Raw genomic sequence first — 16771 nt, forward strand, 5'->3', positions numbered from 1 at the left:
GGCCTCCCGCCCCTACACAGGAGAGGGGGAACTGGGGGTGAGGGGAGAGGGGAGTTGGGGAGTGAAAGCAGCCCTATAAGGCCAAAATTAAGTAAACAGCGTACTACATAAGGGGCAAACGATTAGCTGGATTCAGCTAAAAAATCGAATTTAGATCTAAACATGCCACAAGATCTGTCTTATTTCAAAGGGATCTACAGGCTTAAGAAAATAATAATCAAACCCTGCTTCTTTTAATTTACGTTGGTCGTCTGCACTTCCATAGGTTATCAGGGCTATCAACAGAATCCTTGATACTAAAGATTCTTGTCGCAATCGACAGGCTACTTCATAGCCACTTATTTCTGGCAGGTTAACATCTATCAAAGCTATTTGGGGTCGGTAGGTAAATGCAGCTTCCAGAGCTGAAGGTCCATCATGAACCACTATGACTTCGTATCTCCAGAATTCCAACAATTCACCCAATGTTGTTGCGGCATCTACATAACCATCGGCTATAAGCACAAGCATAAATCGTCCCATTAATGGGATGCTATCCAGAACACGTTTGTATTCCTTTACACGAGTTGTATTTTTTTACATTCCAGGGAATTATTCAACAGGATAGTCATGCCATTCCGTTGTAAGGATACGGTCTCGGTATAACGGTACAAAAATTTTCTTTAAGGTAGAAGCGAATATCTGTTCATCTTTCTAACTAAATCGAGACTTCTCCACGATTATTATTATCAAGTAGCCGGTTATCTTATATAAGGACGGGATGGGGAAGGAAAAGTTTAAATATAACCGTATAATTGAAAAGAACGATTTCAAATCCCTGGTAAGAGTTGCTGGATCACAGATAAATTTAAAGGCTTGGTAAAGTGATAATTAAATCCGGCTTCTTTAGATTTACGTCTGTCTTCCTCTTCTCCATACCCCGTGGCCGCTATCAACAACATTCCTTGCAGTGCGGGTTCTTGTCGAAGCCTTCGAGCCAGTTCATAGCCGTCTATGCCTGGCAAGCCGATATCAATAAAGGCCACCTTCGGTTGATGAATTAAAGCAGCTTCCAGGGCTGCATACCCGTCATAAACGACTATTACCTCATATCCCCAGAACTCTAATAATTCACCCAATGTTACAGCCGAGTCGACATTATCATCTACAACAAGCACACGCATGGGATATTTCTTAAAAAAGAAACTGAATAAACTTATTTGAGCAGAATCCTGTCGATTAAAACGATCTTGCTACCATTCTTCTCTATAATATATATTTATCAAATTAAAGTGAAACAAAAAACTGCTCATATTGGTTAATCGTGCGGAGGAAATAATTAAGGAGTGTTTATTATGAAAATAACCGATCTTAAGACCTATGTGGTGGCGAATCCACCCCCCTATCATGGAGGGCCTTATTTTATTTTCTTGAAACTGACTACGAACGACCAGATCGAAGGTTTCGGGGAAGTTTATGGGGTACCGTTTCGTCCTGACAAGGTCACTCAGCTTATTGAAGATGTAGTCGAGCGGTATGTGATAGGTTGGGATCCGTTCAAGATAGAACGGCTATGGCGGATTATTTACTCCAGTGGGTACGCCCAACATCCGGATTTGACCCTGGTAGGGATACTGAGTGGTATTGAGATTGCCTGCTGGGATATTATCGGTAAGGCGCTGAATCAGCCTATTTATAATCTCCTGGGCGGCCGGGTCCATGAAAAGCTTCGTTCTTACACCTATCTTTATCCAGCTCCGGATGATACGGCCTCGAAGAGTGAAACCTCAGATGCTCTGGCGATAGCCGATATTTTCGGTGACCCTGAGCTTGCTCCAAAGAGGGCGGCTCAATATGTTAAGCAAGGCTTTACGGCTTTGAAATTCGATCCGGTTATGCCCATGTCTGCCTTTGATCCCAGACAGCTTTCCTTAGAAGCCCTGGATAATGCCGAACTGGTTACTAAGAACATACGGGAGGCGGTGGGCAGCAAGTGTGATTTACTGATCGGGACCCATGGTCAGATGACCACATCAAGTGCCATCCGTCTGGCCAGGCGGTTGGAACCCTATGACCCCCTATGGTTTGAGGAGCCAGTACCACCGGAGAATAAGAAGGAGATGGGCCGTGTTGCTCAATTTACCCGTATTCCGGTTGCTTGCGGTGAACGTCTGGTCACTAAGTATGAATTTGCCGAACTGCTTGAGAAGCAGGCAGCAGCCATCCTTCAGCCCGCCCTTGCACGGGTTGGAGGGATCTTAGAAGCCAAGAAGATTGCCGGTATGGCCGAGGCTCACTATGCTCAGATAGCCCCGCATCTTTACTGTGGGCCCATAGAAGCAGCCGCCAATATCCAACTGGCTACCTGCAGTCCCAATTTCTTAATCCAGGAAAGTATCGAGACCTTTGGCGGTTTCTATGCCGAGCTCCTCAAGGAACCCATTAAATGGGAGGATGGTTATATTATCCCCCCCGACAAACCGGGTCTGGGAGTTGAATTGAATGAGGCTGTAGTGGCCAGTCACCCCTATACCGGAACCCTCTTCCCGGAAATGGTGGACAGACCTGTCTAGTCTTTCTCAACGACTCCTCCTTTTAAGCTTTCAAGAGTAGACTTTTTAACCTGACCCTTTAACCTCCTTCCAGATACGGGAAGGGGAAACTCAGGGATAGCCTGAGTCCCTACTCTCCCCTTCCCTTCTGGAGAAGGGAATCGGAAGGGTCAGGTCCAAAAAACCCACCCTTAGAAGCTCCTTTTAAGGAGAAGTAAGAAATTCATAGAATCTTCTGAACCTCCAGAGCCTGGAAAGAAGTCTCTGGATCAAATCGGTTTAATAACCCCTGCGTCATCTCACTTAACTCTGCCCGTTTAAAGATCATAATCTTAGGATGATCAAATAAGCGAAAGGTTAATTCGGCTCGATCATCCTTTAAGGTATAACCGAACAGGGAAGGATAGGTTTTAAAGGTTTTAAGGAGTCGATATCCCAGTCGACCTGAAAAGAGGTCTTGATAAAACTGATTGAGCGTAGGGTAAGAGCTCTGCCGATGGGAATATTGCTCATAACACTCATCACTGAAGATGATAAAATCAACCTTCTCCAGACGCTCCTGTAAGTAATGTTGCCACCAGCCGGGAGAATGTAGAGCCTGTCGTGAGTCCGTAATGAGATTGATAACCTTAATGGTAAAGTAGTCCTTTTTCACAAAGTGAAGGTGGGCTTCATCCACGATATAGGAAGTATAGAATTCCGGGTAAAAGAACATTGAACCTAGCAGGGGGGTGGAGGAAGATGTGTCAATGAGCACCGTAGACCCAGGAGGAATATGCTGATGAATCCAGCGAGAGGCCTGAATTCTGACATCTTCCTGGCGGTAAATATTCAGATAAGCCAGGGAATACAGCAAAGAAGTAATAATGACCAAGGTTATAACAACCTTTACGGCCACACGCTCAATGTGGTGTCTGGTTATTTTGAGGAGGTCAAGCAGGAAGCGTGCACCGAGCAGACACAAGAAGGGAAGTAAAGGAATGGCATATCGGATAAATTTCATGTAACCACCGCCGATGAAATAAAAGTAAGGAAGGAGAAAAGACAAGAGCAACAGGTCTGGGATTTTTCGCTTCACAAAGGCCCAGATCATTCCAGCCATGCAAACAGCTTCTAATAAAGGGCCCATACCAAAATAAAGGAGGTTGGTGAACCAATACAGAAAGGTCGTGTCGGTAAACTGAAAAGTCCACTGAGGTTGATTGGTCCCCTTAACAAACTGGGCTGTTTTATGGGACATTTCCTGAAATTTCTCAAAATTAATAAGCACAAAGGGATTTAGTAAGAGAAAGGTAATCCCCGCCAGGAAAATGGGGAATAACACGAACCCCCAAAATGAAATAGAGAAAAGGACTTTTTTATAAGCGGCCCACGAGCGTAGATGTTGGAATCTCTCGATGAGATAAGCTGTCAGGATCACTGGAAGTACCATAAGGGCCGTCTGCTTGGTAGCCATCCCCACTCCGGTAAAGATTCCAGCCAATACATAATATTTAAGCCTATGCTTTTCAATAAACCGGGCTGCAAAGAAAACGGTTAAGACTAAGAAGAAGGTGAAAGGTACATCGGGGAAGTAAAAATGAGAATCTCGGACGTGTAAGACGGAAAAAGCCAGAAACACGGCGGCTAATATTCCAACGGATTGGGTATATAACTGTTTTCCCAATAAATAAACTGCAATCAAAGTGATCGAACCAAAACTGGCTGCTATACCTCGTCCCAGGAGATAATAGAGGGTTAAACTACGAGGATCTGTAAGGGAAAAAGAATGAAAAAAAGAGGCCAACGTGATCAGGCTGATGAGCAGGTACATAAGAAAAGGAGGATAAAGAAAAAACCGAATCTCTTGATGGGTGAGTTGTTGGATAGATTCGGCAGTTCTGAGTTTTTCTGTGAAGTAGGCTAAGATATGTTCATCACTATGAAAATGATAAGGTAATCCCCAGCTTAATCCGTAAAATCGCATCCCTATCCCGGTTAGAATAGCCAGGAGGAAAAGTAGAAACGTACTATTCCGGTTCTTCAGATTATAATAAATTGTCCGGATAGCCACAGGCTTTCTCATAGGCCCTCCCTGTAGGGGCATAGCAAGCTACGTCCCTTACTAAAGTGCAAGAACGATAGCCGGCAGCTCAAGCCCTGATCATCTCCTAGCTTCTGGTTCCCCGTAGGCCTTGAAACCAGGGTATGGAATGGACTCTTAAATGTTGGGCTGGGAACTAAATTTCCACACTCTCTTAGACGTTTTATTTTAAATTTTGTTCCTTTTTATCCTGAATGCTATAAAAACATAAGTAATAGCTTAATTATCAGCTTTATAACACTTTCAGTGTTGACGAATGATGAGCAGTACATAGTGAATAGTTATTCATTGGCTACTCTCCCTTTGTCGTTCACTTACCGTTAAAAATAGGTGAGGGGCCCTACATGGCCCTTGTGTAGGCAGCCCTACCCATCCTCCCTCAAGCTTTCAAGAGTATCTTTTTTGTACCTAACGCTTCTGACTCCCCTTCCCTCACAGGAAAGGAGAGAGTGGAAACCTAAGCCATTCCAGAGTACCCTCCTCCCCATGAGGGCTATACATTATCTACATCTAAAAGCCTTCTTACCCTTGGTCTTAAAACAGAAGCCTTCTTGTCCTCATAACGATGGGAATTCCTGCCTGGCTTTGGATCTGCAAGTTTTTCTGCCTCACATTCAATTTCCATAAGGATGAGGGTAAATCCCATTGCCTCTGAAAAGCCTTTCAACTTCATACTTTGAACCTGCAATTACCTCTGCTACCGGCATGGGGATTTTCCTTACCATACTCTCCCCATTGATCTGTCTTACTTTACCATGGGTTTTCCTTGTCATCGAGCGGTATCCGTTGCTTGTAGCGCCTCCTCTTTTAACGGCTAGTTATGGGAATTTGAAATGCTCTTTGGTTCAAAGTATGAACTCATTACTTCATACCCCTTCAAGTTTTTAATTGACGAGTTCATCGGTTAAAGTATAATAATTATTATGTCCCATGAAAAACTTAAAAGCCGGATCCAGCGGTGTGTAGGTATTCTCACCACGATCTGGTCAAGAAAAGCCGTAAACCGGAACGTTCTGGCAAAGAGATATCACTGTTCAACCCGCATGATTTCTGAAGATCTGGCCTTACTTCGGGAAGTGGGATTTCCGATCAAGTATGAAAAAGGGGGCTATACGCTGTCCCTTGCAGAGCTTCAGATTCCACCCCTTCCACTTAGTGAAGAACAAATACTGGCCCTGTTCATAGGTTCCCAACTGATGGTCCTGTCTCCCCTGGAAGGTCACGCCGGCGAAGCGGTCAATACGCTGTTATCGGTATTTCCAGAGGAAACGCGCACCTACCTGCGCAACCTGACCGATCGCATCTGTATAGCTCCCGGAGCCGGGGTTGGGGATGCGGAGATTATTTTCAACTTATACCGGGCGGTATCTGAATGCCGTTCTATTCGAATAAAGTACCAGGCTTTGTCCACGCGTCAGGAGGAGATCCACGACGTGGATCCCTACGGGATTTATATCAAAGACAGGGCCAGTTCTTACATGGTAGGGTATTCGTACGGAGCCTATCAAACCCTTCGTCGGTTTAAGATTTGTCGGATTCAGGAGTTGGAGTTTCGAGGCCTTCGCTTTACCTATCCCAAAGACTTTTCCATCCGCAGAGAGATGGCCCATGGGTTTTGGAGCGGTGACCGGGAGTATCAGGTATTAATCCGATTTGCTCCCTCTATTGTCCAATTAGTCAAAGAACGTGAACCGGCTGAGCGGATCGAAATGCAACCCGACGGGTCGGCGTATGTCCGTAAAACGGTCAAGAATCTGAAGGAGGTTTTATGGGATATTTTGAGGTACGAAGCCGATGCGGAAGTGCTGGAACCGGAGGAATTACGGGAGATGGTCAAGGCGAGCATTGAAAGGATGAGAAGGGTGTATGCGAACGATGGGTAATAGGCGATAGACGATGGACCCTGGACGATGAAAGATGAAATAAGAATTAGGGGTCAGATAGGTTAACCGTCTCGGTTGATGGTAGGGGTGACCAGCCGGTCGCTCATACGTAGGTATTATTTCCTTAATTCCAAATTCCTAAGTAAGGGCATAGCGTCGCTGTGCCTCCCACTTTGTGGTCTACGGTCCATCGCCGCAAGCCCAACGAGCTATAAGCCATGACCTTAGGTTAGCCGTCCCGGTTGAATTAAAGTAAGGGCGCACCGCCGTGCGCCCCTACCACGGCTAAAGGCTCTACTTAAATGATCTCAGGAAAACAGGAAACGAAAATCATTCGATTAGCTTCGTATGTGGCCCAGCAAATCCAAATGGGCCAGGAACCCGCCAAAACCCATGTAGATGATCTCTGCCGAATTTACCAAAGTGGTAACGTGGAATCCGATTTACTCAAGGCCTCGCTCAAAAGTTTAGACGTCCCTCAACTGGAACGGCTTTTACGGAGAAGACAACCAGGTTCCCTTTCCTCCCCTATCCAGACTGATAAAGGAGAAGATGAAGTTCCTTCTGTTCCAGGCAGAGAGGTTACCCGGTATAAAACCACATTACCCCGTGAAGCTCAGGCACGTGTGGCTGTGGATAGTTTAATCGCCCGTTACCTGAGCTGGCTGGCTCGCCATCCATCCCGCCGGGCTGTGGTCCTGGCGGAAAGCGATCGGCATGTGATTTTTTTTATCCCTGAAGGGAGTAAGTTTGATCCTGAAGAAGCCTGGAACGAATTCGTCCAGTTTGCCTTCTCTATCGAGGAATTAATACGCACGTTTGTGGCCATGCTGAACACAATTCACTTATCAGAGAGAGAAACCGGGGGATTCCAGGTTCCGAATTTTCCAGTGGTTAGCCCTGGTAGCCGATTGGTCATTCTGGCCTGGCTTTTGCGTGGATTAGAACAAAAACACGATGAACTTCAAAAGAGCCCAGAAAAGTTAAAGGAGTGGAATGAAGAAATCAGAGGCAAGATAGAAGCCTATTTGGAAAACCAGACCAAAATTTACCACGAAATTTCTCAGTTGAGGGAACAGTTAAAACGTGAATCTAATCCGAAACGCCGAAATGGTCTTGAAAATAAAATTCAAGGGAAGAGTTACGGGTTAGACCTATCCCTGGCCCAGGTGGAGCACTGCAAAACCCTATTCCAGGAGGCCGATGGCCACCCGTTTAAATTTCTGAAGCGTTATCAAGATGCCCATCCGGCGTTATTCGAACGGGTAAAAAAACTCTCCGAACTCTTCACCAGGAAGGCTGCCCAGCAGATTGGCTGGCGTAAGAACCGAATGGCCGATGCAATCATTGAAATTATTCGCCTTGTAAGCTGGTCTGAACTCAATCAGCAAGACAGAGAGGATGCCCTTATAGGGGCCGTAAGGGCCAGGCCTTTTCGAGTGAAACCGTTGCTGTTGGAAGCCCCGGAAACCCTGGACCCTCGCCCCCCAGGGGACAATACCGATAGAAGCAGGTTTTGCTACGTATGCGGCCGCCTGTTAAGGGCTGAGGACGAAGCAGAGATAAACCGGCTTATTTTTGAGTCTCCATCCCAGAGGCTCCAATCGAGTGGAGGCGAAAAACGTCCGGCGGTTTGTCATAACTGTGTGGCTATAGCCCTGGCCTCTCCCCTCAAACCGAGCAAGCAAAGTGTTATCATCCGGCTTGAGCCTGTAGCTCAAGATGGTTTAGTACAGGGACGTTCGGCGGCCGTACTTGGCAGGCTGGAATCGTTCCTGCGAGGGCTTACCCTCTCGCAACTGGATCTGGCAGCCGGTAACTACCTGATGCTCACAAGTAGTGAACGGGTTAAAGTCGGTGGGAAGTGGCGATATTTTGCCGACGTGGTAGGTACCAAAATTTACACCCATCTTAGGCTGGCCGAACTTTTCGATCATCAGGTTTTCATGGAGTATAAGGCCTCTATGGCCATGGGGCTATCAGACCTTCAACTGGAATCCCATCGATTAGCTTTTTTGAGCGTCCTGATAAGGGCGCTTCAGCTTAACCTGACCGAGGGGAGTGAGGTCAATCGCTCACTGGCTTCCGCCACTCGTTACGTGCTGGCTGATGAACCCATCCTTGCTATTTACGAGCTGGTCAGTCAGCCGAACATCGATCAAAGGCGTCGCCAGGAAAAGGTGCGCATGGAGATTGAAAAATCGTTGGAGGTATGGATCCACATGATAGGAGAAAATCGAGCCAAAGTCATAACCGACGTCGTCGCTATGGCCGGATTGCTGTATCCGTTCGTGGATCAGACCAAGCGGGAAGTCTGTAGGAAGAAGGAAAGCGATCCCGGTCTTGATCCTGATCGAGAGGCCTCCAAGCTGATAGAGGAGGTTGAGGAGGTGTTTAACTTCCTTTATCGTTTCGCCGATCATACGACTTACAGCACGGCCCGGCTTTATCGCAACCCAACCAACTGGTTTACCTATGAACAAACCAGATCTTTGATGGAGAAGTTAGGCATTCCTGTGAACGAACGGGAGAAGAGCGAAAACGACTCTCGGTTCCTTGAAATAACCACCAATGACGTCGAGGCCGCGTATAAGAAGTTCGCCGAGGAAGATTACAAAGCCGATGCAGATTGGCGGGCTTTCACGTATAGGTTGAAGCTGGCTCTTTACAGCCGATTTCCCGGTCTTGGCGTGAAAAAGGAAGGAATCGCATAAAAGGAGGCAAAAATGTCCGGACTTCCACAGGCCAACGGCCAGCGTTACCATTTTGATATCTATGCAATCCTGGAAGGTTCCCAGGAGCTTTACTTCGGCCATGAAGTCATGATCAACGTGAACATGGTCGAAACCGTGAGACTCGTACTCCCAAACGGTGAGGGAATTGAAAAATGTTATCTATCCCCCACCAAACGGCGGGGAATCGAACGGCGCTGCCTGCTTTGGGCCCCCTGTTCAAACGGGAAGATGCTGGGAGAGAAGTTAGATTGTCATATTCCCAAAACCTGCACGAAACCCGAATGCCCTGTTTGTGCCGTCTATGGCGGCTTAATAACCGGCAAACAAACCCTTATCGGTAGACTCACCCATGGTGGTGGTGTGGCCATCCAGCCACTTCTTCCTGAGGAAAAGCAGCGAGCCATGCATCCTTCAGCCATTCTAAATGACCCCAACACCAATTCGCCAACGCCTTTCAAGCGCCAGTATAACGAACCCGGTTTGTTATACCCGGTCTATAACCACTGTCTCAGTGTAACCGAGGACGAGTTTCAAGCCGTTGCCTATGCGTTCCTCGACAGCCTAGCACGAATTGGCTCCGGTAACCCAAAAGGGGCCTCTCTCTATGAGGTGGATAATGCACCACTCCTTGTTGTAGATAAGTATCTGGTACCCCATGGGGCGCGTCCGGTTATCTCTCCTGGCGAAACCTCGGTAGAACGGGCTTTACAGATCTTTCAAGATAAAGCCAGAAGGGTTAATGGGGGTACAGGAAATGGGGAGCATATAACCGTAAATAACGGCAACTTCGAGCGATGGATAGGATGGTCGGCGCATCAGAAACTCCAGAAATGGGCCGATACGTTCGTCAATCGCGTGTTAAAGGCTAACGATTAACGACGAAGTATGGGCGACTGGCCAGTCGCCCCTGCTATCCGCCGAGCCAAATCGTGGTCCTGTACCCAGGACCAGGGGGGTTGAAATAATAAATATAATTAACATAGCCATAACAGAAATGTATTTGATGATATTTACTATCAGACCAACAGCCGGATTGACCTTTCGGGTTTTGCCAGGCTCGATCCTCGATATCACGACCTATTCCTTTGTGCCGCCGACCACGCTTTCCGGATTTTTGCGTCGTCTGGCCATGATGCACGCAGGATTTGACTTCCCAAACACGGGACCCAACGATCAAGATACCCCGTTCTATGTGTTACCCCGTGAATTGATACCCCTGGGTGCCTATCCTGTCGGGGCCTGCTCCCGACCTGCTCACCGTACCTACCGAAAGGGTCCCCGTGATTTGGGTCATAGAGCTTTTTCTGATATGTATCGGGGTAAAGCAAGTGGACGTGAGAACATCCAATTACATACCTGGGAGTACTTGCTGACAGACGAACTCACAGGTTATGTGGTTTCCGAAAACGAAAAAGAACTTGCCCGGATGACTGGAATAGTCGGTTATGGTTCGAAGATGGGAAAAGAGGGATATGCTTTTGTTGAAAGGGTCTCTGGTCCGCTTCCACTTCAACGCACCGAACTGAAAGCCGTGCCTTCAACCCTTATTCCAGCTGATGACTTATTTGAGAAAAATCCCAGGGTCCCGGCGGATATATTCACCCTTTACAGTTTCGTCTGGCTCGAAACGGAAGAAGATCGGACTGAGTCGCAAAAAAAGCAAAGACGTGGGAAATCCACATCACTCCCGAAAATATACTCAACCAGTGCCTTTGACGAACATCCCAGTCCTGTTGTGAAATATAAACCCTTCCCTGCCGCCAGGGTCGATGGTCAAACCGGCGTGATGCTGGATTACCTGCACTACGAGGAGATTTTCATCCCAGTCTCGTTGATTGAAACCCTTCGAGGAGAAATAGTTTATGAATAACGTAATTGATATAGCCAGAGTCTTCTTTCATTATGAGAAAGAGGGAGACCCTCGCCTGCCCTCGAAGATCCTGTTACAACGACTGGAGAATCACACCGACAATGTGGCTAAACTGGTTCAACTCTGGCAACGCGAGGCCTCCGACACCGATCTTGTACTTCACCCCGACACCGAACAAAAGGTCGTGGCCGCGGCCAGGCTCCATGATGTAGGAAAACCCCAACGGTTTACCCTACAGGCCAGGACACGTAAACAAAGGAAAAACGGCCGGGAAACGGAAATCTTTGAAGGGTATGAATACTCCTTTCGGGGGCATCGGTTCCTTGCCGAGCACGAAGACCTTTACGTTCAGGAGCTCGCACAGGGCCATCACACCTATACGGTTCAAGATATTAATGAAGCCATAGTTCGGTTGCGGCAGAATGGTTATCCTACCAGTCGATTCGCCCGGGATCTTTACATCCTGGAAATGTGCGATCAGATCGAAGCGGAAATCGCCGTCCGCACGCTGGAGGGTGTTACAGAAGGTCGAACGTTCATGGAATTCACAGTTATCCCGGGGGACCCTTTAACCTACCATCTTGACCCCTACCCTTTTATCCAGGAAGAGATTGACCTTACCCTGGAGTACTACGAACTGGTTTTATCCGAGGAACAAAAAGCAGAGCTACTAAACCTGAAGTTAGAAGAACCTGAACGGATCGCTCAAGCCCTTGGAGAGTTCATCGTAAATTTCTTTAAAGAAATAAATCGTCCGGTTAAACAAACAATGATTCGCATAAAGCCTCTTATTCCTGAAATATCATCTCAGCCTGGTCGCTATGATTGTGAAACCTTTTACCTGGAAATCTGTGGTTTTACCCCCTACGAAATGCAACAGGTTCTTTTCAACCATCTGGCTACGGGCGAAGATGCTTTACTTTTGAGAGCCCCGACCGGATCTGGGAAGACCGAGGCCGTGCTGATTCCATCCCTGGCTTTGGGTAAGCGATTGATCCTCCCCCTTCCCACACGGAGTTTGATTGAGGATCATGAGCAGAGGATCCAGAAGTACCTTATGAAATTTTCAACCTTATCCCAAAACAAAGATCGTCCCATAGCTTTGATCGTAGACACCGGTGAGACATCCCGTAGGTATGTGTTCCGGAATGGTGAAGCCGTTGAGTTCAGGTATGGTAGCCAGGTACTACCTTATGAAAAGCGCCATCTTTACAAGGCTGAGGTCATTTTAACGACCCTGGATAAGTTTCTTTATCGGTACTTCGGTTTTGGGGACGTCCATAAATCCTTCATTTATCCGCTTCGTATTCAGGATGGAGCCCGTACCCTCATCTGTTTCGATGAAGCCCATACGTATGACGGAGTATCCTTTATTAATTTCCGCCGGCTGGTTCGAGCGCTTTATGAGTCAGGGCAGGGTGTGGTGGTAATGACTGCAACCCTGCCAGAGGCCTACAAGAAGGAGATAGACTTCCTTAAAGAGCTCGATTATCTGGAGGTTTCAGAACCTCCGAAACGCAAACTCACCGTGGTGGAATCCAAACACAATGATCTATCAGACGCCCTGGTCGAACAAACCGAAAGGCTGTGGAGGCAGGGAATTCATAGAATCATCGTTGTGGCCGAGAGCGTCGGTTTTCAGGCCGAGATTCAAGACAGTCGGCGGCGAGCCCTTCGGGACGGAGTTTTCAACGTCTATGAGAAACTAAAGGGGTTAGTGGTCCAAGAAAAACTACCGGACCTCATGGCCCGTAAGAACCTTCTGCTTTATCATGGAAGGATGGATGGTATCGAGCGGGCCCGGGTTTATGAGAAGCTCAAGAAGCTGGATGGGAACAAAGACGGCCGATACCTCCTTGTAACCACCAGTGCCATCGAAGTGGGTTGTGATCTGAATGCCCAGGCCTTGGTAACCGAGATTTGCAACCCCGAGCAGCTTATTCAACGGGTGGGTCGTTGCAATCGAAGGGCTGACTTTGAGGATGCTGAGGTTGTCGTGGTACTGCCGAAGGAGCTGTATTCTGACAGGGGTTGGATAAAACCCTACGTGCGTTCCCTGAGTATCGAAGAAGAAGCCTGTTATATAGAGTATTTGAAGCAGGTAAGTGGAAACCTGCTCGATCTTAAAACTTTAAGGGAAAAGATAGCCAGGCGTCCGGCCATAGACTATCGCGTAGAGACCCTCTTCGAGCTGCTGGCCGAGTATGTCTACGAAGCCCGTCTTGAAAACAAGCCCATCCACGATCGCGGGTTTGTCGTGACACGGAGTTGGGAGCCTACGCTGACCTTTGAGATTCCGTTTGATGGGGAAAAGCGTTATGTTTCGGTTCCCTTTAGTTTATGTGTTTGTTCCAAGGATGAGCAACCGGAACCGGCCGCGCTGATACAGGAAGTAGTTTACTCCCACGATACCAATCGGGAATTCAGGAAGAAACTCTCCGGGGGACCGGTTTATGGAAAGCAGGTTATCGTTACAATAACGGAAGGATTCGCTCAAAGCAATTTCAAATATGACCCTGAGTATGGTTTGGTAGATGTGCCAAAGGTCTTCACCTGTTGGCGCACTGATTATAAGGTACTTATGCAGGTGGCAGGTGATGGGGCTTACAAACCTGTTATCTGGTATTTCCGGGATCTTCCCGATAACGGCTATTTTACCGGCTATCTCGAAGGAATGGTAACCGAGGAAGAGGTAGTCGAAGAAGAAACCGAGGAGGAGGAAAGGGAATGAATTCCCAGGCCTTACAATCTGCAAAGACCGGGCATTTGTTCCTTCTGGTCGGGGGTAACCCCCTGCCCAACGCGGTGGCAGGTAAGCTGCTTACCGCGCCAGGCGGAACGATTACCCTTATCCACTCAGGAGGTGCTGCGGGCACAGCCAAAGTCGCGCAAAGGCTATGCAAGTGGTTGAAGGAACAAGGAGTTACCCAGTCTGTGGAGTTAAAGGAAGTCGGAGAATCCGACCCGACTTCCATTGTGGCTGGAGCACAGGAACGCCTCAAAGCCATCAAGGCTCAACGGGTAGGTCTCAACTATACAGGGGGTACAAAGGCCATAGCGGTGCATGCCTATCGCGCAGTGGAGCAGTGGACCAAAGAAAAAGGCATCACGCCGGTGTTCAGTTACCTGGATGCCCGCACCTTGCAGATGGTATTTGATCCCGCTGCCGGTGGTAACGAACAAAGGAAAAGGATCTATATCGGGCGAGCGTTGGAATTAAAGCTGACCGATTTGCTGGCCCTCCATGGGTGGACGCTTAAGCACGAGCCAACAGAGATCCCGCTGTTTCCTGCTACGGCTCATGCTTTGGCAAGAGTATGTGCGAACGACGGGGGATTCAAAGACTGGAAGCAGTGGATTGAGGAAGAATTTCGCCCCAAGTGCCGACGCCCGGATAAAGAGGATTGGAAAAACAAGACTCAATTGCAAGCTGTTTCTTTGATCCTGCCCACAAGCAGCTCTCTGAGCGAAGTTGTTCAATCGCTGCGCGCCGAGCTCAAAGTACCTCAAGGTGACCTGGGACTCGCCCATGGCGCTTTTGGAAACGAGCCAAAGCGGTTTTGTGAGTGGCTCTACGGTAAGTGGCTGGAACATTATGTTCTGGACATACTGAATCAGTTAGCAACTCAGCTCTGTCTGCACGAATGCGCACAGAATATCGTGCCTAATGAAGTAGAGTTTGACGTGGACGTGATGGCACTGCGAGGTTATCAACTCTTTGCCTTCTCCTGTTCAACAGAAAGTAAGAAGAATTCGCTTAAATTGAAACTCTTCGAGGCCTACATACGCGCGCGACAATTGGGCGGCGATGAAGCCCGTGTTGCGTTGGTCTGTTGCAGTGATGACCCGGATGGGTTGGAACACGAAATGCGACGCGATGTTGACCCTGAAGGACGCATCCGTGTCTTTGGACGTAAGCACCTGCGTGATTTGACCGAACATATCAAGACCTGGATTCAGTCCCAAAGCGGAGAGGAGGGATAGACCCATGTATCTGGTTATTGTAGATACCGCACAGATTCAACCCTACATCTTCGGAAGCAACCGGCTCCGGGAGAACATCGGAGCGTCCTATCTCGTTGCGCAGGCAACCGGGAATTGGGCTAAAGAGGCCATACGGCAGGTTGCCCCAAGGAACAACATCAAAGTAGACGGAGAGTTAGATACTCAGAGATGCATAGAAAATCCGACCGACAAACTGGATGCCGAGGTCTTTTATACGGGGGGAGGTAACTTTGTGGCGCTTTTTCAGACCCCCGAGGGAGCCAGAAATTTCACCCGTGTGCTATCACGGAAAGTATTGACCGAAGCCCCGAATCTGCAACTGGTTATTACCCAGGAGTTGTTGAATTGGAATGGGAGCGAGTCCCTTTCCGAAAAAATCAAGGCCGCCTTCAAGAAACTGGCGGCGGAGAAACGCGCCCGCACCTTGTCTGCTCCACTGCTGGGGCTGGGTGTGACGGTCATGTGCCGTTCCACAGGATTACCTGCTGTAGGTATGGCACCGGCAATTGGCGATGACCCGGAGCGTCCGGCTTCTGCTGAGATCTTTGCCAGGCTTCGGGCTGTTGAGCAGGCTGACCAGCGGTTACGAACTCTGCTTCTACCTCCCGCCAACTACGATTATCCCAACCGGGCCGATCACCTGGGCGGCACCAAAGGTGAACACAATTTCATCGCCGTCGTCCATGCCGACGGAAACGGTCTGGGACAGCGTATCATGGACATCGGTAAAACTTACCCGAACCCGTCCCAGAACCGCGATTATATCAATGCCCTGCGTTCGTTTTCGGAGGCTGTTAACCGTGCCGCAACAGCCGCGCTCTGCGAAACCCTGGAGAAGTTATCGGCGAGGATTCAAGACGACAAAGGCAAAAAAGTTATCATCCATAAAAACGCGAGCGGTCAAGAACTGGTAAAGATCGAGCTTAAATCTCAAGGCGGTAACTGGCTGTTGCCCTTCCGTCCCCTTGTCTTTGGGGGAGATGATGTAACCTTCGTCAGCGAGGGTCGGTTAGGGTTATCTTTAGCCATCGAGTACCTGCAACAGCTTGAAAAGCATACTACCCATCTACCCGACGGAAAAGGTCGACTGACGGCCTGTGCCGGGATTGCCATTGTGAAAGCCCATTACCCCTTCGCGCGGGCGTACGCGCTGGCCGATGAGCTGTGCAAGAAGGCGAAAAAATACCGAAAAGAGATCCGAAACCTTCATCATGATTGGGATGATGGGTGCTTAGACTGGCACTTTGCATTAAGTGGATTATCCGGGGGGATTGAGGTTATTCGCGAACGTGAGTACAAAGTTAACGCCGGCTGGCTTACGCTCCGGCCTGTGACTTTGAACGCAAACCCGAAGGAATCAGGACGCTCATGGAGCGTGGTCAGAAAGGGAATCGAAGCATTCCAGGATTTACCGCCATCTACACAACCCGGCCAGGAACCTAAATGGTCCACACGGCGTAACAAACTCAAAGCCCTGCGCGATGCCCTGAGAGAAGGTCCTGATTCCATCAAGAACTTCCTCACGAAGTTTAATGAAGGGAGGCCCCTTCCCGATGTGGACCCCTCGTTGGTTGACTGGAAGAATGCCGGTTGGCAGGGCGGTTACTGTGGCCACTTCGACGCCCTCGAGCTGGCGGACTGGTTCATCCCCCTGTAAGGAGGTA

At 48.5% G+C, this 16771-nt stretch carries 12 protein-coding genes; 8 read left to right on the forward strand and 4 right to left on the reverse strand.

All coding sequences use genetic code 11. The features are described from left to right. Positions 1-156: 156 nt before the first annotated feature. Together VNM22_09260 and VNM22_09265 are read right to left on the reverse strand one after the other, a co-directional pair. Positions 157-510 (reverse strand): response regulator, encoded by a 354-nt coding sequence (locus tag VNM22_09260; GenBank protein ID HWP47335.1) that lies wholly within the window; start codon positions 508-510, stop codon positions 157-159. Between the two features lie 299 nt (positions 511-809). Further along, the gene (locus VNM22_09265) at positions 810-1163 is read right to left on the reverse strand and encodes a response regulator (protein ID HWP47336.1); all 354 of its coding nucleotides are present in this window, start codon (positions 1161-1163) and stop codon (positions 810-812) included. 171 nt (positions 1164-1334) lie between these two features. Between VNM22_09265 and VNM22_09270 the strand changes: the two genes are divergently transcribed. Continuing rightward, the gene (locus VNM22_09270) at positions 1335-2552 is read left to right on the forward strand and encodes a mandelate racemase/muconate lactonizing enzyme family protein (protein ID HWP47337.1); all 1218 of its coding nucleotides are present in this window, start codon (positions 1335-1337) and stop codon (positions 2550-2552) included. A gap of 202 nt (positions 2553-2754) precedes the next feature. Here the strand turns inward: VNM22_09270 and VNM22_09275 are convergent, their stop codons facing one another. Together VNM22_09275 and VNM22_09280 are read right to left on the reverse strand one after the other, a co-directional pair. Beyond that, the gene (locus VNM22_09275) at positions 2755-4596 is read right to left on the reverse strand and encodes a glycosyltransferase family 39 protein (protein ID HWP47338.1); all 1842 of its coding nucleotides are present in this window, start codon (positions 4594-4596) and stop codon (positions 2755-2757) included. A gap of 632 nt (positions 4597-5228) precedes the next feature. Then, on the reverse strand, positions 5229-5387 hold the full coding sequence (locus tag VNM22_09280) for a hypothetical protein (protein ID HWP47339.1): 159 nt from the start codon (positions 5385-5387) through the stop codon (positions 5229-5231). 150 nt (positions 5388-5537) lie between these two features. Here VNM22_09280 and VNM22_09285 point away from each other — a divergent pair, with 150 nt between their 5' ends. The 7 genes from VNM22_09285 to VNM22_09315 all read left to right on the forward strand — a co-directional run bounded on the left by VNM22_09285 (position 5538) and on the right by VNM22_09315 (position 16764). Continuing rightward, complete coding sequence (locus tag VNM22_09285; protein HWP47340.1) at positions 5538-6497, forward strand: WYL domain-containing transcriptional regulator; 960 nt, start codon at positions 5538-5540, stop codon at positions 6495-6497. A 302-nt stretch (positions 6498-6799) separates the two neighbouring features. Further along, positions 6800-9211: a hypothetical protein gene (locus VNM22_09290; protein ID HWP47341.1), complete on the forward strand. Its 2412-nt coding sequence runs from the start codon at positions 6800-6802 to the stop codon at positions 9209-9211. A gap of 12 nt (positions 9212-9223) precedes the next feature. After that, positions 9224-10108 carry a hypothetical protein gene (locus VNM22_09295; protein HWP47342.1) on the forward strand — a complete coding sequence of 295 codons (885 nt, stop codon included), beginning with the start codon at positions 9224-9226 and terminating at the stop codon, positions 10106-10108. A gap of 127 nt (positions 10109-10235) precedes the next feature. Continuing rightward, positions 10236-11102, forward strand: a complete 867-nt coding sequence (locus VNM22_09300) for a hypothetical protein (protein HWP47343.1) — start codon at positions 10236-10238, stop codon at positions 11100-11102. Beyond that, a complete protein-coding gene (gene cas3 / locus VNM22_09305; GenBank protein HWP47344.1) occupies positions 11095-13833 on the forward strand; it encodes a CRISPR-associated helicase Cas3' in 2739 nt (912 codons plus the stop codon). Before VNM22_09300 ends, cas3 begins: the two co-directional genes overlap by 8 nt. Further along, a complete protein-coding gene (locus VNM22_09310) occupies positions 13830-15086 on the forward strand; it encodes a hypothetical protein (GenBank protein ID HWP47345.1) in 1257 nt (418 codons plus the stop codon). Before cas3 ends, VNM22_09310 begins: the two co-directional genes overlap by 4 nt. A gap of 4 nt (positions 15087-15090) precedes the next feature. Next, on the forward strand, positions 15091-16764 hold the full coding sequence (locus tag VNM22_09315) for a hypothetical protein (GenBank protein ID HWP47346.1): 1674 nt from the start codon (positions 15091-15093) through the stop codon (positions 16762-16764). Positions 16765-16771: the final 7 nt, after the last annotated feature.

The sequence above is a fragment of the Candidatus Limnocylindrales bacterium genome (assembly GCA_035559535.1).
Lineage (GTDB): Bacteria > Moduliflexota > Moduliflexia > Moduliflexales > JAUQPW01 > JAUQPW01.